This is a genomic window from Amnibacterium sp., from assembly GCF_025463795.1.
GTDB lineage: Bacteria > Actinomycetota > Actinomycetes > Actinomycetales > Microbacteriaceae > Amnibacterium.
Map to the genome: position 1 here is coordinate 21,243 of NZ_JAODBE010000038.1, position 23,739 is coordinate 44,981.

Annotated in this window: 26 protein-coding genes; 11 read left to right on the plus strand and 15 right to left on the minus strand. The window is 73.0% G+C overall.

The window, feature by feature from the left end:
- Positions 1–23: 23 nt before the first annotated feature.
- Positions 24–1,097, minus strand: coding sequence for a redox-regulated ATPase YchF (ychF, locus tag JWQ92_RS03195; RefSeq protein WP_297343014.1), 1,074 nt, complete (start codon positions 1,095–1,097; stop codon positions 24–26).
- Positions 1,098–1,271: 174 nt separating this feature from the next.
- Between ychF and JWQ92_RS03200 the strand changes: the two genes are divergently transcribed.
- On the plus strand, positions 1,272–1,880 hold the full coding sequence (locus tag JWQ92_RS03200; RefSeq protein ID WP_297343015.1) for an exonuclease domain-containing protein: 609 nt from the start codon (positions 1,272–1,274) through the stop codon (positions 1,878–1,880).
- On the opposite strand, the gene JWQ92_RS03205 is transcribed toward JWQ92_RS03200, so the two are convergent.
- The gene (locus tag JWQ92_RS03205; protein ID WP_297343016.1) at positions 1,784–3,055 is read right to left on the minus strand and encodes an MFS transporter; all 1,272 of its coding nucleotides are present in this window, start codon (positions 3,053–3,055) and stop codon (positions 1,784–1,786) included. The genes JWQ92_RS03200 and JWQ92_RS03205 overlap by 97 nt on opposite strands.
- A complete protein-coding gene (locus JWQ92_RS03210; RefSeq protein WP_297343017.1) occupies positions 3,052–3,654 on the minus strand; it encodes a helix-turn-helix domain-containing protein in 603 nt (200 codons plus the stop codon). Before JWQ92_RS03210 ends, JWQ92_RS03205 begins: the two co-directional genes overlap by 4 nt.
- A 79-nt stretch (positions 3,655–3,733) precedes the next feature.
- Here JWQ92_RS03210 and rmuC point away from each other — a divergent pair, with 79 nt between their 5' ends.
- Positions 3,734–5,020, plus strand: coding sequence for a DNA recombination protein RmuC (rmuC, locus tag JWQ92_RS03215; RefSeq protein WP_297343018.1), 1,287 nt, complete (start codon positions 3,734–3,736; stop codon positions 5,018–5,020).
- Positions 5,021–5,192: 172 nt separating this feature from the next.
- On the opposite strand, the gene glpX is transcribed toward rmuC, so the two are convergent.
- A complete protein-coding gene (gene glpX / locus JWQ92_RS03220) occupies positions 5,193–6,152 on the minus strand; it encodes a class II fructose-bisphosphatase (RefSeq protein WP_297343036.1) in 960 nt (319 codons plus the stop codon).
- Positions 6,153–6,284: 132 nt separating this feature from the next.
- Here glpX and fbaA point away from each other — a divergent pair, with 132 nt between their 5' ends.
- Positions 6,285–7,316, plus strand: coding sequence for a class II fructose-bisphosphate aldolase (fbaA, locus tag JWQ92_RS03225; protein WP_297343019.1), 1,032 nt, complete (start codon positions 6,285–6,287; stop codon positions 7,314–7,316).
- Between the two features lie 19 nt (positions 7,317–7,335).
- Here fbaA and JWQ92_RS03230 read toward each other — a convergent pair whose 3' ends face one another.
- Entirely contained in the window at positions 7,336–7,773 is a 438-nt protein-coding gene (locus tag JWQ92_RS03230; RefSeq protein WP_297343037.1) for a DUF6264 family protein, read from the minus strand.
- Positions 7,745–8,797 (minus strand): 4-hydroxy-3-methylbut-2-enyl diphosphate reductase, encoded by a 1,053-nt coding sequence (locus tag JWQ92_RS03235; RefSeq protein WP_297343020.1) that lies wholly within the window; start codon positions 8,795–8,797, stop codon positions 7,745–7,747. The genes JWQ92_RS03230 and JWQ92_RS03235 overlap by 29 nt, the downstream gene beginning before the upstream one ends.
- Before the next feature lie 25 nt (positions 8,798–8,822).
- Here JWQ92_RS03235 and xseA point away from each other — a divergent pair, with 25 nt between their 5' ends.
- The 7 genes from xseA to JWQ92_RS03270 all read left to right on the plus strand — a co-directional run bounded on the left by xseA (position 8,823) and on the right by JWQ92_RS03270 (position 14,806).
- Positions 8,823–10,052, plus strand: coding sequence for an exodeoxyribonuclease VII large subunit (gene xseA, locus JWQ92_RS03240; protein ID WP_297343021.1), 1,230 nt, complete (start codon positions 8,823–8,825; stop codon positions 10,050–10,052).
- Between the two features lie 109 nt (positions 10,053–10,161).
- A complete protein-coding gene (locus JWQ92_RS03245; protein ID WP_297343038.1) occupies positions 10,162–10,386 on the plus strand; it encodes an exodeoxyribonuclease VII small subunit in 225 nt (74 codons plus the stop codon).
- Positions 10,383–11,042: a DUF4245 family protein gene (locus JWQ92_RS03250; RefSeq protein ID WP_297343022.1), complete on the plus strand. Its 660-nt coding sequence runs from the start codon at positions 10,383–10,385 to the stop codon at positions 11,040–11,042. Before JWQ92_RS03245 ends, JWQ92_RS03250 begins: the two co-directional genes overlap by 4 nt.
- Positions 11,039–11,662 carry a carbonic anhydrase gene (locus JWQ92_RS03255; protein WP_297343023.1) on the plus strand — a complete coding sequence of 208 codons (624 nt, stop codon included), beginning with the start codon at positions 11,039–11,041 and terminating at the stop codon, positions 11,660–11,662. The genes JWQ92_RS03250 and JWQ92_RS03255 overlap by 4 nt, the downstream gene beginning before the upstream one ends.
- A 27-nt stretch (positions 11,663–11,689) precedes the next feature.
- Positions 11,690–13,081, plus strand: coding sequence for an aspartate ammonia-lyase (locus JWQ92_RS03260; protein ID WP_297343024.1), 1,392 nt, complete (start codon positions 11,690–11,692; stop codon positions 13,079–13,081).
- A gap of 45 nt (positions 13,082–13,126) precedes the next feature.
- Complete coding sequence (locus JWQ92_RS03265; protein ID WP_297343025.1) at positions 13,127–13,843, plus strand: flavodoxin family protein; 717 nt, start codon at positions 13,127–13,129, stop codon at positions 13,841–13,843.
- Between the two features lie 24 nt (positions 13,844–13,867).
- On the plus strand, positions 13,868–14,806 hold the full coding sequence (locus JWQ92_RS03270; RefSeq protein ID WP_297343026.1) for a zinc-binding dehydrogenase: 939 nt from the start codon (positions 13,868–13,870) through the stop codon (positions 14,804–14,806).
- Here the strand turns inward: JWQ92_RS03270 and speB are convergent.
- Genes speB through JWQ92_RS03285 form a run of 3 tightly spaced genes read right to left on the minus strand, consistent with a single transcriptional unit; the run spans position 14,796 to position 17,714 of the window.
- Complete coding sequence (gene speB, locus JWQ92_RS03275) at positions 14,796–15,746, minus strand: agmatinase (RefSeq protein WP_297343027.1); 951 nt, start codon at positions 15,744–15,746, stop codon at positions 14,796–14,798. The genes JWQ92_RS03270 and speB overlap by 11 nt on opposite strands.
- Positions 15,743–16,159: a nuclear transport factor 2 family protein gene (locus tag JWQ92_RS03280; protein WP_297343028.1), complete on the minus strand. Its 417-nt coding sequence runs from the start codon at positions 16,157–16,159 to the stop codon at positions 15,743–15,745. Before JWQ92_RS03280 ends, speB begins: the two co-directional genes overlap by 4 nt.
- Positions 16,152–17,714 carry a cytosine permease gene (locus JWQ92_RS03285; RefSeq protein WP_297343029.1) on the minus strand — a complete coding sequence of 521 codons (1,563 nt, stop codon included), beginning with the start codon at positions 17,712–17,714 and terminating at the stop codon, positions 16,152–16,154. The genes JWQ92_RS03280 and JWQ92_RS03285 overlap by 8 nt, the downstream gene beginning before the upstream one ends.
- 78 nt (positions 17,715–17,792) lie before the next feature.
- Between JWQ92_RS03285 and JWQ92_RS03290 the strand changes: the two genes are divergently transcribed.
- The gene (locus JWQ92_RS03290; protein WP_297343030.1) at positions 17,793–18,458 is read left to right on the plus strand and encodes a cyclase family protein; all 666 of its coding nucleotides are present in this window, start codon (positions 17,793–17,795) and stop codon (positions 18,456–18,458) included.
- Between the two features lie 4 nt (positions 18,459–18,462).
- Here JWQ92_RS03290 and JWQ92_RS03295 read toward each other — a convergent pair whose 3' ends face one another.
- From JWQ92_RS03295 to JWQ92_RS03320, 6 genes are all read right to left on the minus strand, one after another.
- On the minus strand, positions 18,463–19,047 hold the full coding sequence (locus tag JWQ92_RS03295; RefSeq protein WP_297343039.1) for a helix-turn-helix domain-containing protein: 585 nt from the start codon (positions 19,045–19,047) through the stop codon (positions 18,463–18,465).
- Positions 19,048–19,113: 66 nt separating this feature from the next.
- Entirely contained in the window at positions 19,114–19,662 is a 549-nt protein-coding gene (locus tag JWQ92_RS03300; protein ID WP_297343031.1) for a prepilin peptidase, read from the minus strand.
- Positions 19,663–19,736: 74 nt separating this feature from the next.
- Positions 19,737–20,636: an aminoglycoside phosphotransferase family protein gene (locus JWQ92_RS03305; protein ID WP_297343032.1), complete on the minus strand. Its 900-nt coding sequence runs from the start codon at positions 20,634–20,636 to the stop codon at positions 19,737–19,739.
- A 62-nt stretch (positions 20,637–20,698) separates the two neighbouring features.
- Positions 20,699–22,042 carry a PhoH family protein gene (locus tag JWQ92_RS03310; protein WP_297343033.1) on the minus strand — a complete coding sequence of 448 codons (1,344 nt, stop codon included), beginning with the start codon at positions 22,040–22,042 and terminating at the stop codon, positions 20,699–20,701.
- 206 nt (positions 22,043–22,248) lie between these two features.
- Positions 22,249–23,379 carry an aminotransferase class V-fold PLP-dependent enzyme gene (locus JWQ92_RS03315; RefSeq protein WP_297343034.1) on the minus strand — a complete coding sequence of 377 codons (1,131 nt, stop codon included), beginning with the start codon at positions 23,377–23,379 and terminating at the stop codon, positions 22,249–22,251.
- 48 nt (positions 23,380–23,427) lie between these two features.
- A partial coding sequence (locus JWQ92_RS03320) for an undecaprenyl diphosphate synthase family protein (protein WP_297343035.1) occupies positions 23,428–23,739 on the minus strand: 312 nt, incomplete at its 5' end.

Consider the following 23,739-nt stretch of genomic DNA (forward strand, 5'->3'; position numbering starts at 1 on the left):
TATCGAGTGCCCCAGACGCCGGACTACGATCCGTGCCGCCACTCGACGACGTCGCCGTCCTGCATGACGTAGTCCTTGCCCTCGATCCGGGCCCTGCCGCGGGCCCGCGCCTCGGCGATGGAGCCGGCGTCGACGAGGTCCTGGAAGCCGATGACCTCGGCCTTGATGAACTTCTTCTCGAAGTCCGAGTGGATGACGCCGGCCGCCTCCGGCGCGTGCGCGCCGCGGGGGACGGTCCAGGCCCTCGACTCCTTGGGCCCGGCCGTGAGGTAGGTCTGGAGCCCGAGGGTGTCGAAGCCGACTCTGGCGAGCTGGTCGAGTCCGCTCTCGGTCTGTCCCGTGGAGGCGAGCAGCTCGGCGGCGTCCTCGGGGTCGAGGTCGATCAGCTCGGATTCGATCTTCGCGTCGAGGAAGACGGCGGGGGCGGGCGCGACCAGCTCCGCGAGCTGCGCCTTGCGGTCCTCGTCACCGAGCACGGCCTCGTCGACGTTGAAGACGAACAGGGCCGGCTTGGCGGTGAGCAGGCCGAGGTCCTTGATCGGGGTGAGGTCGATGCCGGACCCCGCGAGCCGCGTGCCGGCGTTGAGCGCCGCCTGCGCCGCCCGGATCGTCTCCAGCACCTCCGGCGGCGTGCGCCTGCCGCGCACCTCCTTCTCGACCCGCGGCTCCACCTTCTCGAGCGTCTGCAGGTCGGCGAGGATCAGCTCCGTCGCGATGGTCTCCAGGTCGCCGGCCGGGTCGACCCCGCCGGCGACATGCACGACGTCGGGATCGGCGAAGGCGCGCACGACCTCGGCGATCGCGTCGGCCTCGCGGATGTTCGCGAGGAACTGGTTGCCGAGGCCCTCGCCCTGGCTCGCCCCCTTCACGATGCCCGCGATGTCGACGAACGAGACCGCGGCGGGCACGATCCGCTCGCTGGCGAAGAGGTCGGCGAGCACCTGCAGCCGGGGGTCGGGCAGGTCGACGACGCCCACGTTCGGCTCGATCGTGGCGAACGGGTAGTTCGCCGCGAGCACCGTGTTCTTCGTGAGCGCGTTGAAGAGGGTCGACTTGCCGACGTTCGGAAGTCCGACGATGCCGATCGTGAGAGCCACGGCCGTCAACCGTAGACGGTGCCGGATCCGCGTCCGGCCGTGAACGCCGGCGCAGGGCCTGAGCGCCGGTCTGCAGGTCCCGGCCGCGTGTCGCGCGGCGTCTCCGCAACGGCGCGATCAGTGACGGACGGGGAGCCCCGGCCGGTGTCGGAGGGGGCTGCCAGCATGCCGCCCGTGCCACTGGATTTCACCGCCGTCGACTTCGAGACGGCGGGGCCGTCCAGCGCCTCCGCCTGTTCCGTCGGGGTGGTGGTGGTGGAGGACGGCCGGGTCGTCGAGAAGCGCGGTTGGCTGATCCGGCCGCCCGCCGGGCACGACGTGTTCAGCGAGTGGAACATCCGCATCCACGGCATCACGCCCGACCGGGTGGTCGAGGCGGCCGGATGGGCGGAGCAGATGGACGACCTGATGTCGGCGCTCGGCGACCGCCCTGTCGTCGCGCACAACGCCCGGTTCGACATGGGCGTCATCCGCGCGGCCTGCTTCGCGACCGGCGTGCCGACCCCGTCCCTCGACTACTTCTGCAGCCTGGCGGTCGCCCGCCGCACCTACGAGCTCCACTCCTACCGTCTGCCCGTGGCGGCCATGGCGGCCGGGTTCGAGGACTTCCCGCACCACGACGCCATCGCGGACGCCGAGGCCTGCGCCGCGATCGTCGTGCACGCGGCCGGGCGCCACGGCGCCGCTCACGTGCCGGAGCTGCTCGAGGCCGTCGGTGAGCGCCTCGCGCGGCTCACGCCGCTCGATCCGGAGCGCGGCATCCGCCCCATGGCCTTCGCCTGATCCCGGCGCTCGCCGCGAAGCAGCGCGAGCCCCGCGCCGGCGGAGACGACCGCGACCGCGCCGAGCAGCGCTCCGTAGGGCACGACGGCGATGAGCGCCGCTCCCGCGGCGATGGAGACCGTCTGCGGCGTGCTCGTGGCGAGGTCGACTGCGGCGAAGACGCGGCCCTGGAGGCGGTCAGGGGTGCGGCGCTGCAGCAGGGTGTTCGAACCGACGAGCAGCCATGACAGCGACGCCCCGAGCACGACGCCGCCCGCGATCACCACGGGCATGGACGGCACGATGAGCAGGGCGCTGCCTGCGGCCAGCAGCACCATGCCGAGCCCGGCGAGCACCGACTCCCCCAGGCGCCGCAGGACGGGGGCGGCGGTGAGCCCGCCGGCGATGGCGCCGGCGCCCTGGACCATCTGGAGCACCCCGAGGAACGTCGGGGGCTGATGGAGCCCCTGCGCGACCACCGCGAACGGCGCGGTCTCCAGGAAGCCGACCACGAGCAGCACGACGGCGGTCGCCACGGTCATCCGCAGCAGCGCAGGGACCGCCGCCACGTGCCGGAACCCGGCGGAGACCTCGCGCAGCCAATGCTCCCGCTGGGCGCGGTCGGGAGGGCGCTCGGCGACCCGGATCGCGAGCAGGGAGACGACCGCGACGACGAACGTCGCCGCGTCGAGCGCTGCGACCGCACCGCCGCCCGCGACTGTGAGCAGCCCGGCACCGAGCAGCGGCGCGAACAGGCGAAGCCCCTCGCGGACCGTGCGGAGCAGGGCGTTGGCGTCCGCGAGCAGCTCGTCGGGCACGATCGACGGCAGCAGCGCGGACTGCGCCGGGCCGAGCACCGTGTACGAGGCGCCGTAGAGCACCATGACGACCCAGACGATCCACACCTGGCCCGCGTCGTGCACGAGCAGCAGGGGCAGCAGGGCGAGGCCGGTGAGCGCGTTCCCCCACAGCAGCACCGCCCGTCGGCGCACGCGGTCGACGAGCACGCCGGCGAGCGGGGCGCACAGCGACGGGGCGACCACGAAGAAGAAGGTGAGGCCGGCCGCACCGTTCGAGCCCGTGAGCTCCTTCACCCAGATCGCCGCCGCGATCAGCAGCGCCGAGTCGCCGAGCATCGAGAACGCCTGCCCGACGAGGTAGAGCCGGGCGTCGCGGATGCGCATCAGGGCTCTCATGCGCCGGCCTCGGGCGCCTCGATCGGGTAGCCGAGCACCAGCATCTCGACCGGTAGCGCGCCCGCGGGACGGGCCGACGGATCCGTGAGCCGCTCGCGGAAGCGCGGCAGCAGCAGGTCGACGAGCTCGTCGCCGAGGGCGGCGAGCTCCTCCGCGGTCAGCCAGAAGAGGAACTCGGAGTCCTCGGCGGCTCGGCGCCACTCGGGCGGGTAGCCGCTCTGCGTCTCGAGCCAGCGCCGGTAGCGGTCGAGCTGGCGCTCGCGCAGCATCCTCGTCAGCATCGAGCCGGCCACCCGCGCATCCGCGCCACCGGCGTCACCGTCGATGCGCATGCCGAGCCTCGTCACCCGCCAGGGCCGGGACCGGCCGTGCCGCTCCCCCGCCTCCTCGACGAAGCCGTACTTCGCGAGCTGCCGGAGGTGGAACGAGCAGGTGCTCGGCGATTCGCCGATCCGCTCGCTCGCCTCCGTGGCGGTGAGCGGACCCCGCACCGTGAGCTGCTCGATCAGCGCGATCCGGATGGGATGCGCGAGCGCCCGCAGCGAACGGGGGTCGTCGACGAGGGGGAGATCGTCGACGGGGCGATGGTGCTCGGCCATGTTTCGAAAGTACCCTTTCGAAAGATTCCTTTCAACAGTGCATCGGCCCGTGTCGGACCGTCGTGACACGGTGCCGCCCATGGATCCGCTGCTCCTGCTCATCGGCCTGCTGGCCGGGACGGCGCTCGGTGCGCTCGTCGTGACCCTGCGGTCGCGCGGTGCCGACCCGCGCCTCACCGACGCCAGGCACGAGAACGACCTGCTGCGGGTGCAGACCGAGGCGGCCGCCGAGCGGGCCGATCTGCAGGCCGAGCTGGCGAGCCACGAGGCCACGATCGGCGCACTCCGGCGCCAGGTCGCCGAGGCCGCGGACCGGCATCGCGAGCTGCTCGAGCGCAGTCGCCAGGACGCGGAGGCGCAGCGCCTCCGCGAGGCGGAGCAGTCGCGGGTGCTCGCCGCGCTCGCTCCGGTGCAGGAGACGCTGCGCACGATGCAGGGCACGGTGCGGGACATCGAGCAGCAGCGCGCGGCCCAGTACGGGGCGCTCGAGCAGCAGCTCACGCGCTCGCAGGAGACGACGGAGCAGGTGCGGGCCACCGCCGAGTCGCTCGCGGGGGCGCTCCGCAGCAACTCCGTCCGCGGGGCCTGGGGCGAGAGCCAGCTGCGCCGGCTGGTGGAGGCGGCCGGGCTCACGAACCGGGTCGACTTCGACATGCAGGTCACGACGCGCGACCAGGACGGCGCCCGCCGCCCCGACCTCGTCGTGCGGCTTCCGGAGGGCAAGTGCATCGCCGTCGACGCGAAGGTTCCGCTCGCGGCGTTCCTCGAGGCGAACGAGATCCCGCCGTCGGCGCAGGGCGCGGAGGGCGCCCGCCGCGAGGCGCTAATGAAGGACCACGTCAAGGCGGTGCGCAGCCACATCGACGCGCTCACCGCGAAGGGGTACTGGAACGATTTCGACAGCCCCGAGTTCGTGGTCGCGTTCCTGCCGTCCGAGTCGCTGCTGTCGGCGGCCCTGTCCGCGGATCCCTCACTGCTCGAGTACTCGTTCGGCAAGCGGGTGGCGCTCGCCTCCCCGGTGAACCTCTGGGCGGTGCTGAAGACGGTCGCCTACACCTGGACCCAGCAGGCGCTCACCGAGGACGCGAAGAAGCTCTTCGACCTCTCGCGCACGCTCTACGAGCGCGTCGGCGGCCTCGCGGCGAAGGCGGACAAGCTGCGGGGCGCGCTCGAGCGATCGGTCGGCGCGTACAACGAGTTCGTCGCGACGCTCGAGACCCGCGTGCTCGTGACGGCGCGGCAGATCAGCCGGCTCGACGCGGCGGCGGTGCTCGGTGAGCCGACGCCGATCGACGTCGTGCCGCGGCCGCTGACGGCGGCGGAGCTCGTGTCGGACGAGCGGCCCCGGCTCAGCGCGGTGGAGTGAGGAGCGGGCGGGCGGGCGGGCGCCCGGCGGCAGGGCCGTGCCGGGCGTAGGCGGATGTGCCGCCTGTAGGCCGGGAGTGCCCGGTTCGGCCTACACCCGGGAACGAAGGCCTACTCCCGGGATGGAGCGCGGGCTCGCCCGACGCCGGAAGCGCCGGATCCGTGCGGAGGGGTCAGAGCCAGCGCTCGGCGACGTGGTCGCTGACGATGCGGCGAAGCGTGCCCGACCGGGACCGGAGCACGATCGACTCCGTGCGGATGATCGGACCCTTGCGCCGCACGCCTTCGACGAGCCCGCCGTCGGTCACGCCCGTCGCCACGAACATCGTGTTGTTCCCCGACACGAGGCCGTCCGCGTCGTAGATGCGCTCCAGGTCGAGGCCGGCGGCCTCGCCGCGGGCCCGCTCGGCGTCGTCCTTCGGCGCGAGGCGACCCTGGATGAAGCCGCCGAGGGCCTTGATCGCGCACGCCGTCACCACGCCCTCGGGGCTGCCGCCGGTGCCGACGCAGATGTCGATCCGCGTCTCGTAACGGGCCGCGTTGATGCCGCCGGCCACATCGCCGTCGAGCAGCAGCCGGGTGCCGGCGCCGGCCGCGCGGATCTCCTCGATCAGCTCCTGGTGCCGCGGCCGGTCGAGCACCGCGATGACCATGTCGCCGACGTCCTTGCGCTTCGCCTTCGCGAGCTCGCGGATGTTGTCGCCGATGGACTGCTCGAGCGAGCAGACCCCGATGCCGTGGGAGTCGGTGACGAGCTTCTCCATGTAGAACACGCTCGAGGCGTCGAGCATCGTGTGCCGGTCGGAGACCGCGATCATCGACAGCGCGTTCTGCCGGCCCTGCGCCGTCATCGTCGTGCCGTCGATCGGATCCACGGCGATGTCCGCCTGCGGACCGTCCCCGTTCCCGACGTGCTCGCCGTTGAAGAGCATCGGCGCCTTGTCCTTCTCGCCCTCACCGATCACGACGACCCCGGCGAAGTGCACGGTCGCGAGGAAGGCCCGCATCGCGTCGACCGCGGCCCCGTCGGCGGCGAGCTTGTCGCCCTTCCCGATGAACGGCACGGCCCGGATCGCCGCCGCCTCCGTGGCCCGCACCAGCTCGAGGGCGAGGTTCCGGTCCGGCTCCGCCATGAGATCGACACGCTCGGGCACGGGGTCCTCCTCGGTTCGTGCTCGAAGGCTACCGGGAGACGTCCCATCGGCCCCTCTGAGGTCGCCGTCACTAGACTGCGGGCCGTCCGGCCCACCCCTGAAGGAGCCCCGATGCCCGTCGCCACCCCCGACCAGTACGCCGAGATGCTCGACCGGGCGAAGTCGGGCGGCTTCGCCTACCCGGCCGTGAACGTCTCCTCGTCGCAGACGATCAACGCGGTGCTGCAGGGCCTCACCGAGGCGGGCTCCGACGGCATCATCCAGGTGACCACCGGCGGCGCCGACTACTTCGCCGGCCAGACGGTGAAGAACCGCGCGGCCGGCGCGATCGCGTTCGCGAAGTTCGCCACGGAGGTCGCGAAGAACTATCCCGTCACCGTCGCGCTCCACACCGACCACTGCCCGAAGCCCGCCCTCGAGACCTTCGTGCTGCCGCTTCTCGCCGCATCCGAGGAGGAGGTGAAGGCAGGCCGCCAGCCGATCTTCCAGTCGCACATGTGGGACGGATCCGCGGTGCCGCTCGACGAGAACATCGAGATCGCCGTCGACATGCTGAAGCGCACGAAGGCGATCGACGCGATCCTCGAGGTCGAGATCGGCGTCGTCGGCGGCGAGGAGGACGGCGTCGCCCACGAGGGCACCAACGAGGCGCTCTACACGACTCTCGGCGACGTCGAGAAGGTCGTCGAGGCGCTCGGCCTCGGCGAGCAGGGCCGGTACATCGCGGCGCTCACCTTCGGCAACGTGCACGGCGTCTACAAGCCCGGCAACGTGAAGCTGCGGCCCGAGCTGCTCGGCGAGATCCAGGCCGGCATCGCGGAGCGGTACGGCCACGGCCCGAAGCCGCTCGAGCTCGTCTTCCACGGCGGATCCGGGTCGAGCTCCGACGAGATCGCGGAGGCGGTCGGCAACGGCGTCGTCAAGATGAACATCGACACCGACACGCAGTACGCGTTCACCCGCTCGATCGCGGACACGATGTTCAAGAACTACGACGGCGTGCTCAAGGTCGACGGCGAGGTCGGGAACAAGAAGATCTACGACCCGCGCGCCTGGGGCAAGATCGCGGAGTCCGCGATGGCGAAGCGCGTCGTCGAGGCGACCGAGCAGCTCGGTTCGGCCGGGAAGTCGCAGTCGGCCTGAGCCGCCGGGCGCACCCCGGTCAGGGCGTGGGCGGGAGCTGCTGGATCGAGTCCAGGTAGGTGGGATCCGCGAGGATCGCGGCCGTGACGAGCAGGCCGGTGACGACGGCGCTCGCCGCGCCGGCCGCGAGCGGGATCCAGAACGCGAGCCGGTGGTCCCGGATCCGCGGCACCGAGAAGCCGATCGCCAGCACCAGGCTCGCGATCGCGGCGACGGCCATCGCCCAGCCGATGCCCGTCGCCACGTCGACGGGTGTGTACCTGCTGATGCCCCTCGCCTGGTAGATCCGGTCGAGCACCGCCGGAAGGTCACGGGCCTGCGCGACCGCCTGAACCGTGTTGATCACGCCGACCGCCAGCAGCCCGACGGTGATCGGGGCGTCCCAGATGGGGACGGTCCGCGCCGGCCGCCTCGTCTCGGTCACCGGGTCAGACCCGGCCGCCGAGCGCGCGGGGATCCCGGGCGCCCGACGCGTCGCGCCGCAGCTCCCGCGGCAGGGAGAACACCAGGTCCTCCTCGGCGGTGCGGACCTCGTCCACGGTGCCGTAGCCGGCCTCCGCGAGCCGCCCGAGCAGCGCCGTGACGAGCCGCTCGGGCACGCTCGCCCCGCTCGTCACCCCGACCGTCGTCGCGCCGTCGAGCCACGCGGGGTCGAGCTCTCCGGCGTCGTCGACGCGGTACGCCGAACGGGCGCCGTGCTCGAGCGCCACCTCGACCAGCCGCACCGAGTTCGAGGAGTTCGCGCTCCCCACGACGATCACCACGTCGGACTGCTTCGCGACCTTCTTGATGGCGACCTGCCGGTTCTGCGTCGCGTAGCAGATGTCGTCCGAGGGTGGATCCGCGAGGTGCGGGAACCGCGTGCGCAGCCGGCGCACCGTCTCCATGGTCTCGTCGACCGACAGCGTCGTCTGGGACAGCCACACCAGCTTCTCGGGATCGCGCACCTCGACCGTGTCGGCCTCGTCGGGGGAACCGACGAGCGTGATCCGCTCGGGGGCCTCGCCGCTCGTGCCTTCGACCTCCTCATGGCCGCGGTGGCCGATGAGGAGGATCTCGTAGTCGTCGCGGGCGAACCGCACGGCCTCGCGGTGCACCTTCGTGACGAGCGGGCACGTCGCGTCGATCGCGCGGAGCCCGCGGTCGGCGGCCGCGGCGACCACGGCCGGTGAGACGCCGTGCGCGCTGAAGACGACGTGCGCCCCCTGCGGCACCGCGTCGACCTCGTCGACGAAGACGGCGCCCTGCTCCTCGAGCCGCTTCACCACGTGCACGTTGTGCACGATCTGCTTGCGCACGTACACCGGGGCGCCGTACCGCTCGAGGGCCTTCTCCACCGCCACGACCGCGCGGTCGACGCCGGCGCAGTAGCCGCGCGGAGCGGCGAGGAGCACCCGCTTGGTCGGGGTGACGGTGCCGTCGGCTACCGTGGGGCGCTCCGCCGCAGCGGCGGGAGCGACGAGGTCGGCGGGCGAGGACACACCGCCGATTCTACGAGGGGCACGGATGACGGACGGCGTGGGGACCGCGGATGCGCCGTGGGCGGTCGGCCTGCTGGCCGAGAAGCTGAAGGGCTGGATCGACCGGCTCGGTCAGGTGTGGATCGAGGGTGAGATCACCCAGTGGGGTCCGCGCGGCCAGAACGTCTACGGCAAGCTCAAGGACCTCGAGCGCGACGCCACCGTGTCGTTCCAGATCTGGTCGTCCGTGCGCGCGAGGCTCCCCGACGACCTGAAGCAGGGGGACCGGGTCGTGGCCCTCGTGAAGCCCGACTACTGGGTCAAGGGCGGCTCGCTCAGCATGCAGGTCTTCGCGATGCGCCATGTGGGCCTCGGCGACCTGCTCGAGCGCCTGGAGCAGCTGCGGCGACAGCTGGCGTCGGAGGGGCTCTTCTCCCCTGAGCGCAAGCGGCGCCTGCCGTTCCTGCCGGGCACGATCGGCCTCATCACCGGCAAGGACAGCGACGCCGAGAAGGACGTGCTCCGCAACGCCCAGCTGCGCTGGCCGAACGTGCGGTTCCGGGTCGTGCACGCCGCCGTGCAGGGCGACCGCACCGTGCCGGAGGTGCTGTCGGCGCTCCGGGACCTCGACGCGGATCCGGCCGTCGACGTCATCATCATCGCGCGGGGCGGCGGCGACTTCCAGAACCTCCTCGGCTTCAGCGACGAGCGGCTGGTGCGCGCCGTCGCGGCCGCGACCACCCCCGTCGTCAGCGCGATCGGCCACGAGGCCGACCGGCCGCTCCTCGACGAGGTGGCCGACCTGCGCGCCTCCACGCCGACCGACGCCGCGAAGCGCGTCGTGCCCGACGTGACCGAGGAGCTGAACCGGGTGCGCCAGGCGCGCACGCTGATGTTCTCCCGGATGACGCAGCGCCTCGCCCGCTCGACGGACGAGATCGCGGGTCTCCGCGCGCGCCGCGTGCTGTCCGAGGGCGACTGGATCGTCACGGGGCGCGAGGACGAGCTCACCCGCTTCGTCGCGCGGGGCGCCGAGCTCGTCGAGCGCACCGTCGTGGCCGCCGAGAGCCGCCTCGCCGAGGCCCGTGGCCACCTGCGCGCGCTGTCGCCGCTGCGCACCCTCGACCGCGGCTACGCGATCGTGCTCACCGACGAGGGCACCGCGCTCCGGCACGTCGCCGACGCCCCGGCCGGTCACCGTCTGACCGTCCGCGTCACCGACGGTGCGATCGCGGCCGTCAGCGAGGGCCCCGCGCCTGTCGGCGACCGCTCGTAGAATCACCGCCATGAGCGACGCCCGCGACGATGACCTCGAGGTCCGCCTGATCGAGGTCGAGGAGACCGTCGAGGTGTCCACGGCCGCGCCCACCGACGACATCCCAGGGATGTCGGCAGCGCCGATCGACGACATCCAAGGGATGTCGTACGAAGCCGCGCGGGACGCGCTCGTCGCCGTCGTCGACCGGCTGGAGCGGGGCGGCAGCTCGCTCGAGGAGTCGCTGGCCCTCTGGGAGCGCGGCGAGGCGCTCGCCGCCCGCTGCGAGACCTGGCTGATCGGCGCCCGGGCTCGGCTCGACGCCGCGCGCAGCACCGCTCCCGTCGACGCGTGAGCGCGAAGCCCGCGCGCGTCGTCGCGGAGCTCGGCCGACCGGAGACGCCGGAGGAGACCGAGACGCGCGTCGCCGAGGGGCGGCGGCAGCGGCGGCAGCGGCAGAACGCCCGCAACCTCGCCTACTCGCTGATCGTCTGCGTCGGCCTCGTCGTCGTGATCGTGCTCGCCGTGCCGCGCGGCTCCCCACCGGCCCAGCCGCCGGTCGACTACCGATCGCTCGCGAGCCAGTCCGAGGACTCGGTCCACCACCCGCTGCTCGCGCCGGCGACGCCGGCCACCTGGAAGCCGAACGCCGCCGAGCTGCGCGCGGCGGACGGGGTCACCTCCTGGTACGTCGGCTTCGTGCTGCCGAAGAACGAGTTCCTCTCCTACACCGAGGGGCTGAACGGCAACAGCACCTGGCTCGCGGATCAGCTCGCCTCGGCGCCTGCGGGCGGCACGACCACGATCGGCGGCCTGCCGTGGCGCGTGTACGACCAGCGCAGCCTCGGCGACGCGGCCGGCAACGTCGCCTACGCCCTGTCGACGCGCATCGGCACGACCGACCTCGTCGTCGCCGGTACCGCCACCCCGGCCGAGACACGCTCGCTCGCCGCCGCGCTCGCGGCGCAGGCGGCCGCGAAGGGCCTGACCGGAACGGCGACCGCCCCGTGACCGCCCCGTCGCCCTCCGACGCCTGGCAGCGGCTCGCGGAGGGCAACACCCGCTTCCTCGTCGGCCAGCCGGACCACCCGCGGCAGGACGTCGAGACGCGGTCGAGGCTGGCGGCGTCGCAGACGCCGCTCGCCGCCTTCTTCGGCTGCAGCGACTCCCGGGTCGCCGCCGAGATCCTCTTCGATCAGGGCCTCGGCGACCTGTTCGTCGTGCGCAACGCCGGCCACATCGTCTCCGACGCCGCCGTGGCCAGCCTCGAGTACGCCGTCGCCGTGCTCGCGACCCCGGTCGTCGTCGTGCTCGCCCACGACCGGTGCGGCGCCGTCACGGCCGCGGTGGACGCGGAGTCGCCGGACGCACCCGCACTGCCACCGCTCATCGCCGCGCACGTGGCGCACATCCGCCCCGCGATCGACGCCGTACGGCGCGCGCACCCCGATGAACCGGTCGACGCCGCCGACGTGATCGGCGCCCATCTCGAGGCGACCGTGGCCGAGCTGCTGCGGGCGTCGGAGCTGATCTCCGCCGCGGTCGCCGACGGTAGCCTGGCGGTGATCGGCGCGCAGTACCGGCTGGCCGAGGGGCGCGTGGAGCGCCGCGTCGCGGTCGGCCTCGCGTAGCGCGCACCCGGACGTCGAAGGAGCCGTATGACCGGCGAGTACCGCATCGAGCACGACACAATGGGCGAGGTCCGCGTGCCGGCGGACGCCCTCTGGGCGGCGCAGACCCAGCGCGCCGTGGAGAACTTCCCGGTGTCGGGGCACGGGCTCGAGGACGCGCAGATCGTGGCCCTCGCGCGGATCAAGCGGGCCGCCGCACTCGTGAACGGCGAGCTCGGCGTGCTGCAGCAGGACGTGGTCGACGCCATCGTGGGGGCGGCCGACGAGGTGGTCGCAGGCCGGCACCTCGACCAGTTCCCGATCGACGTCTACCAGACCGGCAGCGGCACCTCCTCGAACATGAACATGAACGAGGTGCTGGCGGCGCTCGCGTCGCAGCGCCTCGGGCGGTCCGTGCATCCGAACGACGCGGTCAACGCGTCCCAGTCGTCCAACGACGTCTTCCCGACGTCGGTGCATCTCGCGTCGACCGAGGCGATGCTCGGCGATCTCGTGCCGGCGCTCGAGCACCTGGCCGCCGCGCTCGAGCGCCGCGCAGGTGAGTGGGGGTCGCTCGTGAAGCCCGGCCGCACCCACCTCATGGACGCCACGCCGGTCACCTTCGGCCAGGAGTTCGGCGGCTACGCGCGGCAGATCCGGCTCGGCATCGCGCGCATCCGCTCCGCCGTCCCGCGCCTCGCCGAGGTGCCGCTCGGCGGCACCGCGACCGGCACCGGCATCAACACCCCGGCCGGCTTCTCCCCGAAGGTCATCGCGATCCTGGCCGAGACCACCGGCCTGCCGATCACGGAGGCGCTCGACCACTTCGAGGCCCAGGGCGCCCGCGACGGGCTCGTCGAGGCCTCCGGCGCACTGCGCGTGCTCGCGGTGAGCCTCACGAAGATCTGCAACGACCTCCGATGGATGGGCTCCGGGCCGAACACCGGCCTCGGCGAGCTCCACATCCCCGACCTGCAGCCGGGGTCGTCGATCATGCCCGGCAAGGTGAACCCCGTCATCCCCGAGGCGGCGCTCATGGTCGCGGCCCGGGTCGTCGGCAACGACGCCACCATCGCCTGGGCAGGCGCCTCCGGCGTCTTCGAGCTGAACGTCGCGATCCCGGTCATGGGGACCGCGCTGCTCGAGTCGACGCGGCTGCTCGCGAACGTGTCGCGACTGCTCGCCGACAAGGTCGTCGACGGCCTCACCGTCAACGTGGAGCGGGCGCGGGCCCTGGCCGAGTCGTCGCCCTCGATCGTCACCCCGCTGAACCGGGTGATCGGGTACGAGGCCGCCGCGAAGGTGGCCAAGCACGCGGTGGCGGAAGGGGTCACCGTGCGGCAGGCGGTGATCGACCTCGGGTTCGTCGATCGCGGCGAGGTCACCGAGGAGCAGCTCGACACGGCGCTCGACGTCCTGTCGATGACGCACCCCGGATGAGCCGGGCCGCGAAGGGGTAGCGTCCGACCCGACAGGGAGGTCGCCGTGGCCGAATCCGATCCGCTCAGGGCGATCCTGATCAACTGCTCCATCACGCCGCGGAAGGCCGACTCCCACACCCAGCGGCTGCTGAACCGGGTCGCGGGGGTGCTCGAGGCCGAGGGCGTCGACGTGACGCACGTGTACGCGCTCGAGCACGCCATCGCCACCGGGATGCTCGAGGACGGGGCCGTCGTCGGGCTCGAGGACGAGTGGCCCGGCATCGAGGAGCGGGTCCTCGCCTCGGACATCCTCGTGCTCGGCACGCCGATCTGGCTCGGCCAGAAGTCGAGCGTCGCGACGCGCGTGATCGAGCGGATGTACGCCTCGAGCGGGCGCCGCAACGATCGCGGCCAGTGGCTCTACTACGGCCGGACGGCGGGCTGCGTGGTCACCGGCAACGAGGACGGCGTCAAGCACTGCGCCATGGACCTGCTCTACGCCCTGCAGCACATCGGCTACATGATCCCGCCTCAGGCCGACTGCGGCTGGATCGGGGAGGCCGGACCAGGACCCAGCTACGGCGATCGGCTGCCGGGCGGCGGCCCCCCGGTGGGCTACGACAACGACTTCACGAACCGCAACGCCACCTACATGGCCTGGAACCTCATGCACACCGCGCGGATGCTCCGCGCCGCAGGCGGGCTGCCCGCGGTCGGCAACACCACGGAGGGCTGGGAGCACGTCAGCAACGCCAAGGACCAGAATCCCGAGTACCGCTGACCGGCGGGGACGGGAAGGGGCCTCATGCGTGCGATCCAGGTGACGGAGTTCGGCGGACCCGAGGTCCTCGTGGTCCGCGACGTCCCCGAGCCGGTGCCCGGCCCCGGCCAGGTGCTCGTCGAGGTCGAGGCCGCCGGGGTGAACTTCGCCGAGACGATGCAGACGAGGGACGCCTACGTGCAGCGCACGACGCTGCCGTTCGTCCCCGGCTCCGAGATCGTCGGTCGCACCTCCGACGGCCGCCGGCTGCTCGGGTTCTCGAGCTCCGGCGCCTATGCGGAGCGTGCGCTGCTTTACGAGCGCTCGGCGGTACCGCTGCCCGACGGCGTGCCGGCCGGGGTCGCGCTCTCCCTGCTCGTGCAGGGCGCCACGGCTGCGATGGTGCTGCGGGACGTCGGCCGGCTGGCCGCCGGCGACACCGTGCTCGTGCACTCGGGCGCGGGTGGGGTGGGCAGCCTCGCGATCCAGCTCGCGCGCCGCTGGGGTGCGGGCCATCTCGTCGCCACCGCCTCGACCGAGCGGAAGCGTTCGCTGGCGCTGCGGCTCGGCGCCGACGAGGCCGTCGACTCCGGCGCCCCCGACCTCGAGGCGGCGCTGCGGTCCGCCGCCGGGAACCGGCGATACGACCTCGTCCTCGACGGCGTCGCGGGCGCCGCCTTCGACGCCGGATTGAAGGTGCTGAACCGGCGGGGTCGCATCGTCGTCTACGGAGCGGCGGGTGGGGATCCGTCGGCGCGGGTGGATCCGGTGGCACTGATCGGCGGCAGCCGCACGGTCGCCGGCTTCTGGCTCGTCGACCACCTCGACCGCGTGCCCTCCGTCGTCGGCGAGCTGCTCGGCCTCGTCGCCGAGGGCGTGCTGCAGCCGATCGTCGGCGGCTCCTACTCCCTCGAGGACGCGGCGCAGGCCCATGAGGACCTCGCCGGCCGCCGGACGGAGGGAAAGCTCGTCCTCACGCCCTGACGGGCCGCTCCCCCATCGCGGAGACGATCTCGTACGCGACGTGCGACGCCGCGATCCCGGTCACCTGCGCGTGGTCGTACGCGGGCGCGACCTCGACGACGTCCGCGCCGACGAGGCGCAGCGTGGCGAGAGCGCGGATCATCCGCAGCAGCTCGCGGCTCGTCAGCCCGCCCGCTTCCGGCGTGCCGGTGCCCGGGGCGTGCGCCGGATCGAGCACGTCGATGTCGATCGAGAGGTAGACGGGCGCGTTCCCGATGCGGCGGCGCATCCGCTCGATCGCCGCCGGGACCCCCTCGGTCTCGATGTCGACGCTCGAGACGATCGCGAAGCCGAGCCGCTCGTCGTCGCGGAGGTCCTCGCGGTCGTAGAGCGGACCGCGGATGCCGACGTGCAGGCTCGCGGTGCGGTCGATCAGCCCCTCCTCGGACGCCCGGCGGAACGGGGTGCCGTGCGTGACCGCCGCGCCGAAGTAGGTGTCCCACGTGTCGAGGTGGGCGTCGAAGTGGACCACCGCGACAGGACCGTGCCGCCTGGCGGCGGAGCGCAGCAGCGGGAGGGCGATGGTGTGGTCGCCCCCGATCGTGACGAGCCGGGTGCCGCCCTCGGTCAGCGCCGTGGCCGCACGCTCGATCTCGGCCACCGCCTCCCCGATGTCGAAGGGGTTCACCGCGATGTCCCCCGCGTCCACCACCTGCTGGACCGCGAAGGGCGAGACGTCCTGCGCCGGGTTGTACGGCCGCAGCAGCCGGGACGCCTCTCGGACGTGCGCCGGGCCGAACCGGGCGCCGGGGCGGTAGCTCACGCCGCTGTCGAACGGGACCCCGACGACGGCGATGTCCGCGTGCTCGACGTCCTCGATCCGGGGCAGGCGGGCGAAGGTCGCGATGCCGGCGTACCGGGGCGAGCGGCTCGCGTCCGCGGGTCCGATGGGGTCCGTCATCCGTGCTCCTCCTCGTCGGGTCGGGGTGACAGGTGCTCGTGCACGGCGAGCCAGGCCGATCCGCGCCGCTGGAGGACGATGGTCTCCCGCTCGCGCACCGTCTCGCGCACGCCGCCGAGCTCGAGGTCCGTCGTCACGTCGTGCACGAACACCGCGGCGTCGCCGAGCAGCTGCACCACCGCGTCGCGGCTCTCGCAGCCGTGCACGTGGAAGCCGTCCTCCGCCTCCCACCGGCGCCACAGCCGCTCGTAGGCGCCACGGTCCGGCAGCCGCTCCGGCGTCGTGTGGAAGACGAACGTCGCATCGGGCGCGAAGGCGGCGAAGTACGCGGCGGCGTCGTGCGCGCCGAAGGCGGCGACGAGCTCGGCGGCCGCGCGCAGGACCGCCCCCTCGTCGGACGTCGGCTCAGCCAAGCGTCTTCGCCCGCCGGACGGCCGCGCGGGCGGCGGCGGACGCATGGTCCTGCTCGATCGGCTGCGGCGTGCCGGGTCGGCTCGGCACCAGGCGCGGGCCGTCCGGGCCGAAGACGTAGTCGGGCTCGGGGAAGATCCAGAGCGCCGCGACGTAGAGCACGGCGGCGGTGACGATGCCGCTGAGCAGACTGAGGTCGATCCCGCCGGCGAGGTCCCGGAACGGTCCGACGACGATGGGCGGGTAGTTCGAGAACAGCAGGCCGACCACCGCCGCCACCAGCCAGGCGATGAGGCCCCGCCAGTTGATCCCGGCCCGGAACCAGTACCGGCCGCCGGTCTCACCGCGGTTGAAGACCTGGAGGTCGCGCTCGTCGTACCAGCCGCGATGGGTGAAGTAGGCGATGGCCAGGATGATCATCCACGGGGTCGTGGTGACGACGATCGCCCCCACGAAGGCGTTGACCGCCCCGAGCAGGTCGAAGACCAGGCGTCCGACGAGGATGAACAGGAACGCCAGGGTGCCGATCCCGATCGTCGCCTGCACCCGCGTGAAGCGCGGGAACACCGAGGAGAAGTCGAGGCCCGTGCCGTACAGCGACGTGGTGCCGGTGGAGAGGCCGCCGAGGAACGCCACGACGATCAGCACGATCGCGTACCAGAGCGGCGACGCCTGCACGAGCCCGACGACGTAGTCGACCTTCCCCGACACGAGGGTCGCGGTCGCGACGCCGAAGAGGAACGGGATGAGCGACGCGCCCTGCCCGAGCAGGGTGGCGCCGACCAGCCGCCGGGTCGACGTGCCCTTCGGGATGTAGCGCGACCAGTCGCCGAGGAACGCACCGAACGAGATCGGATTGCTCATCACGATGAGCGCGGCGAGGATGAACGTCGGCCAGAAGCCGCCGAGCGCGTAGTGCGACGGTCCCGGGTCGTAGCCGGCGTCGAAGGTGCCGGCGAACGCGACGATCGCGAGCAGGAACAGGATCGTGTTCGCGATCACGGCCACCTTGTTCACGAACAGCATGAACTGGTAGCCGTAGACGACCACGACGATCACGAGCGCCCCGATGAGGGCGTAGACCACGGAGCGGAGCAGCGGCGAGTCCGGTACCCCCGCCAGGCGGCCGAGGGCGCCGACGATCGCGTCGCCGCTGACCCACACGGAGATCGAGTAGAAGGCGATCGCGGTGAGCAGGGAGAGGAACGAGCCGACCACCCGGCCGCGCACGCCGACATGCGCTCCGGAGGACACGGCGTTGTTCGTGCCCGTGCGCGGCCCGAACAGGCCCATGGGCGCGAGGATCAGCGCCCCGACGGCCACGCCGAGGAGCGTGGCGAGCACCGCCTGCCAGAACGAGAGGCCGAGCGCGATCGGGAAGGTGCCGAGCAGCACGGTGGCGAACGTGTTCGCGCCGCCGAACTGGATGCGGAAGAGGTCGAGCGGCCGGGAGGTGCGCTCCGCGTCGGGGATGGTGTCGACGCCGTGCTGCTCGACCTCGGTGATGCGGGGCGGCGGGGTGGTCGGAGCAGATGCGGTGCGAGCGTCGTTGCTCATCGGAGCCTTCCTCGAGTGCGGCCGAAGATCGCGGGAGAGCGTATCGCGAATGTGTCCCCTGAGCGAAGATGGTTGACCGTGGCGATACTCGACCTGATCGATCTCTCCGTCCCTCTGCGCGAGGGGATCCAGACCTACCCCGGCGATCCGCAGCTCGCGTTCTCGCCGCACAGCACCGTCGGGCGCGACGGCTTCAACCTCCTCAACGTGCACATGGGAACTCAGACGGGCACGCACGTGGACGCGCCCTTCCACTTCGAGGACGACGCCCCCACCCTGGACGCCCTGCCGCTCTCGCGGTTCCTCGGTCCGGGTGTCGTCGCCGATGTGCGGGAGGTCGGTGCCCGCAACCCGGTCACGCGGAAGCACCTCGCCGGCGCGCTCGCGGCGGTGCGGCCCGGCACGATCGTGCTGCTGCACACCGGCTGGAGCCGGCACTTCGGCACGGAGCGGTACTTCGACCATCCGTACCTGGACGCCGACGCGTGCCGCGCCCTGCTCGACGCCGGGGTGCGCACGATCGGGATCGACGCGATCAACCTCGACGAGACGCCCGACGACGACCATCCGGGCGTCGGCTTCCCGGTGCACCACCTGATCGCGCAGGCCGCCGGCGTGATCTGCGAGAACCTCACCAACCTCGGCGCGATCCGCTCGGCGCATCCGACGGTGTCGCTGCTGCCGATCGCCTTCGCCGGCACGGACGGCGCGCCCGTGCGTGCGGTCGCCTACGAGGAGCGCTGACCGCTCAGGAGGATCCGCTCCACGCGGCGGGCGACATGATCCACACGACGTCGGTCGGGCCGTCGGACCCGTTCGTCCACGTGTGCGGATCGCGGCCCGCGAAGGTCAGGGCGTCGCCTGCGCCGAGCACGATCTCCTCCGTCACGAAGCGGAGACGGAGCGCACCCGAGAGCACGTGCACCACCTCGACCTCGCAGTTGATGGTGTAGAGATCGGGGCCACCGGTCGCGGCGGGCTCCAGGGTGGAGCGCAGCAGCTGGAGCCGCGCCTCGCGCCGGGGCGTGAGCATCCGCTCCACCACCCCGGCGCCGCCCATGTTGATGCGCGGCGCGTCGGCGAGCCGGACCACCTCGCGCTCGGGCGTCTCGAAGAGCCGCCCGACGGGGAGCGACAGCACCTCGCAGAGCATGAGCAGCGTGGCCACGCTCGGCGACGTCTCGTCGCGCTCGACGCGGCTGATGAAGCCCTTCGTGAGGCCCGTGGCCTCGGCGATGTGGCCGATGGTGAAGCCCTGGGCGCGCCGGGTCGCCCGCAGCTTGGCGCCGATCGCGAGCGGCTGCTGCGACGGCGTGGGGAGCACGGCTCGGATGGCGGTCCCCGTTCTGGTCGGCGGCGTGGCTCCTCATCTTGGGTTCGCGGCGCCGGACGTCGCAACTCAGGCGAGGAGGACCGCGGTCCAGGCGCCGAGCAGCATCGCCGGACCGAACGGGATCCGGGTGCCGGGGCCGGACCGTACGAGGGTCACCACCGCGACGCCGCCGCCCGCCAGGAAGGCGAGGAGGGGCGCGGCGACGGCGGCCGCCGGTGAGACGGCCGCGGCCGTCAGGCCGAGCACCGGTGCGAGCTTCACGTCACCGAGGCCCATGCCGCCGACGAGGTGGAGCACCATCAGCAGCGCCGCGTAGGCGGATCCGGCCGAGACGGCGACGAGGATCGGCGTGCCGCCCGCCACGGACCCGGCGAGGGCCGCGGCGAGTGCGACGGGCAGCGCCGGAAGCACGAGGCGGTCGGGCAGGCGGTGCTCCGCGATGTCGATCGCCGTCAGCCGCGGGGTGATCGCGGCGAGGAGGAGGAGGCCGAGCATCGCCGGCCGCGGGCCGACCGCGACCAGCGCACCGAGCGCGAGCAGCACACCGAGCACCGCCTCCCACTCGTGACCGCGCAGCCCGAGGCGAGGCGAAGCGGCGGGAGCGAGCGCGGACATGCGCGCACGCTAGCCACGTCCTGGTTCGTGGGCCGGCGGTTCTCCACAGCCCGCGCTCGCCGGCGCGTTCCGGCTCACCCCGTCGCCACGAGGCGCTCGAGGGTGCGCGAGCCGAGCCTGCTCATCGGCGGATTGCTGCGGAGGTAGTACTCGACGAGCCCGACCGCCTGCACGAACGCCCACGCCCTGCCGCGCTCCCACTGCAGGTCGTCGATCGCGCAGGCCCGGCGGAACACCGCGCGGGGCCCGTCGTCGAGGAGGTGCCACGCGCCGACGAGCTCGAGCGCCGGATCGGCCGCGGCGAACCCGCCGACGTCGAGGACGCCGGCGAGCCGGACCCCGGCGGGCGCCGACGACACGAGCACGTTCCCCGGGATGAGGTCACCGTGGGTCATCGCGTCGGGATCACGCCTCGGCAGCTCCCGGAAGCCCACCCACATCGCCCGCAGCCGCGGGACGTCGAGCAGCCCCTCGCTCCGTCCGAGGTAGCCGTCGACGGCCTCGTCGTGCTCGCGCAGGTCGCCCCCGCGCCCGTCCCCGGTGAAGCGCTCGCCCCTCGTGTCCGCGCCGCGGAGCGCCGCCACGAGCTCGGCGAGGTCCGCTGCGAAGGCCTCCGACGTCGCAGGATCGGTCTCCTCGGCGGTCGCACCAGGGAGCCAGGTCTGCACCGACCAGGGCATCGGGTAGCCGGGGCCCGGGTCCCCGACTGCGACCGGCAGCGGGGTCGGCACGGTCGCGACCGCGGCGATGCGCCTCGCGGCCTCCGCTTCGGCGAGCAGCGTCCGACGCAGCGCCTCGGGCTCGCCGGGCCGACGAGGGAACCTGGCCGAGAGCCCGTCGCCGATGCGGAACACGGCGTTCACCGTGCCGGCCGTCTCCAGCCGGCGGATCGGGAGCCCCCGCCATCGCGGGAACTGCTGGTCGACCAGCGCGCGAACGGTCTCGCTCGCGATCGGCACCTCGTCGGCGTGCACGCGGCGACGCCGCCCGTCGCCGACGGGAGCCGCCCGGCGACCCGGGGCGGCTCCCGCGCCGCTCAGGTGAGCTCGTTCGACTCGAGCATCTCCGTGACGAGTGCAGCGATCGCGCTTCGCTCGGACCGGGTGAGCGTGACGTGCCCGAACAGGGCGTGGCCCTTCAGCGTCTCGATGACGCTCGCCACACCGTCGTGCCGGCCCACCCGCAGGTTGTCGCGCTGGGCGACGTCGTGGGTGAGCACGACGCGGGAGTTCTGGCCGATGCGGGACAGCACCGTGAGCAGCACGTTGCGCTCGAGCGACTGCGCCTCGTCGACGATCACGAACGCGTCGTGGAGGGAGCGGCCGCGGATGTGCGTCAGCGGCAGCACCTCGAGAACACCCCGTTCCACGACCTCGTCGATCACGTTCTGCGAGACGACGGCGCCGAGGGTGTCGAACACCGCCTGGCCCCAGGGGTTCATCTTCTCGGCGGCGTCGCCCGGCAGGTAGCCGAGGTCCTGCCCGCCGACCGCGTAGAGCGGTCGGAACACCATGATCTTGCGATGCTGCTGCCGCTCGAGCACGGCCTCGAGGCCCGCGCAGAGCGCGAGCGCGCTCTTGCCGGTGCCGGCGCGGCCGCCGAGGGAGACGATGCCGACCTCGGGATCGAGCAGCAGGTCGATCGCGAGGCGCTGCTCCGCGCTGCGGCCGTGCAGGCCGAACACGTCCCGGTCGCCGCGCACGAGCCGCACCTCGCCTCGGCGCACGACCCGGCCGAGCGCGGAACCGCGGTCGGAGGTGAGCACCACGCCGGTGTTCACGTGCAGCCCGTCGACCTCGTCGAGCGCGAGATGGTGCTCCTCGTAGAGCCGGTTCATGGCGTCCGAGCCGAGCGCGACCTCCGCGACGCCGGTGTAGCCGGTGTCGACGGCCAGCTCCGCGCGGTACTCCTCCGCCCTGAGGCCGATGGAGGCCGCCTTCACCCGCATCGGCAGATCCTTCGAGACCACCGTCACGTTCAGGCCGTCGTTCGCGAGGTTCTGCGCGACCGCGAGGATGCGGGCGTCGTTGCCGCCGAGCTGCAGGCCGTTCGGCAGCACGCTGAGGTTCGAGTGGTTCAGCTCGACGCGGAGCGACCCGCCGTCGCCGACCGGCACCGGGAAGTCGAGCCGTTCGTGCTGCACCCGCAGCTCGTCGAGGTTGCGGAGCGCCTGCCGGGCGAAGTACCCGATCTCCGGGTCGTCGCGTTTGCTCTCGAGCTCCGAGACGACGACCACCGGGAGCACGACGGCGTGCTCCGCGAACCGGAACGGAGCCTTCGGATCCGAGAGGAGCACCGACGTGTCGAGCACGAAGGTGCGCTGCTGCGTCGCCACCTCCTCGGGACGCCGCACGGACTCGGACGACAGCGCTTCAGGCACCGGGCCTCCAACCCGCCGGACTTCCGACGGGGATCTCGCGTCTACCGCGACGTGCCGCGCGCCTCCTTCTGTCGGGCCGTTGGGCACGTCCCGGACCGGGTGAGGTACCCGATTGGCGACACCGTACTTCACCCGTGCGACGGTGCGGCAGCGCCGCGCTGCCCCCATTCCACGTGACGCCGGCGGCCGCTGCCCGCCGCGGCGGACTAGCGGCCGACCGGGCGGAGGGCGGTCGCGTACGCGAGCAGGGCGGAGCGGAGCAGCCCGAGGGTCTCCTCCGTGGTGCCGGCGTGGGGGGCGATCCGCACGGCGCCGCCGCGGATCGTCACGGAGACGCCGTGGTTGAACAGCGCGGCGGTGAGCGCCGTGAGCTGGTCGGGCCGGGGCCCGAGCACGACGATGCCGGCGCGCTCGGCCCGCGTGCGCGGCGAGACGACGGGCGCGGCGACCTCGTCCGCGAGCTCGATGATGCGGGACACGTGGCCGGCGATGCGGGCTGCGACGGCGGGGACGCCCGCCTCGGCGAGATCCTCGAGGGCGGCGGCGAGCCGGCCGGCCGCCGACTGGTCCGCGCTGCCGAGCTGCAGCCCGGCGGCACCTTCGGCGGGCTCGGGCACCGCGTCCCAGACGAGTCCCTCCGGGAACCCGCCCGTGCCCGACAGGACCGGGGTGAGCCGGTTCGCCGCCCGGTCCGACACGGCCAGGAACCCCGTGCCGTACCCGGCCCGCAGCCACTTCTGGCCGCCGCACGCGACGACGTCGGCCGCGGTCCAGGGCAGGTCCACCGCGCCGAGCGCCTGCACGGCGTCGACGATCAGCAGCCGGTCGCCGATCACCTGCCGGAGGCCCTCGAGGTCGGCGACGAAGCCGGTGCGGGCGTCGACGGCCGAGACGGCGACCGCGGTCGTGGTGCTCGTCAGCTGCTCGCGGACGAGGCCGGGCGTCACCCGGCCGTGGTCGGTCTCGAGCCAGATAGGCGCGGTGACGCTGAGCGACTGCTCCGCCCGGACCGCAGCGAAGGACAGGCTCGGGTACTCGCCCGGCGACATCAGCACCCCGCCGGTGAGCCCGAACACGGCGTGCATCAGTGCGGTACTGGTGTCCGGCTGCAGGACGATCTGATCCGCCCGGAAGCCGAGCAGGTCGGCGACGGCGGCGCGGGCACGCGGCGCCTGCTCGAGGACCGCGCCGGTCGAGCCGAAGCGGGCGCGCGTGAGGACCTCGCGCTGCCAGTCCGTCTCCACCGCAACGGCGCGGGAGAACGGTCCGAACGCGGCGTAGTCGAGGTAGCCCGGCTCCTCGTCGAACCCAGCGGCGAACTCCTCGATGGTCGTCATAGCGTCGGCAAGCCTACGGCGCGTCGCGCGCCGTCCGCGGGGGGTTGCTCAGCTGCCGAAGCGGCGGTGGCGCTGCCCGTAGGAGCGCAGCGCGCGGAGGAAGTCGACCTCGCGCAGGTCGGGGCCGAGCGCCACCACGAAGTAGAACTCGCTGTGCGCGCTCTGCCACAGCATGAAGTCGGAGAGCCGCTGCTCGCCCGAAGTGCGGATGACGAGGTCCGGGTCCGGCTGCCCCGCGGTCGACAGGTGCTGGGCGATGATCTCGGGCGAGAGCCGCTCGGCGATCTCGGCCACCGTCGCGCCGTCCGAGGCCGTCAGCATCTTGCGCACGGCCTCGACGAGCTCGTGCCGGCCGCCGTA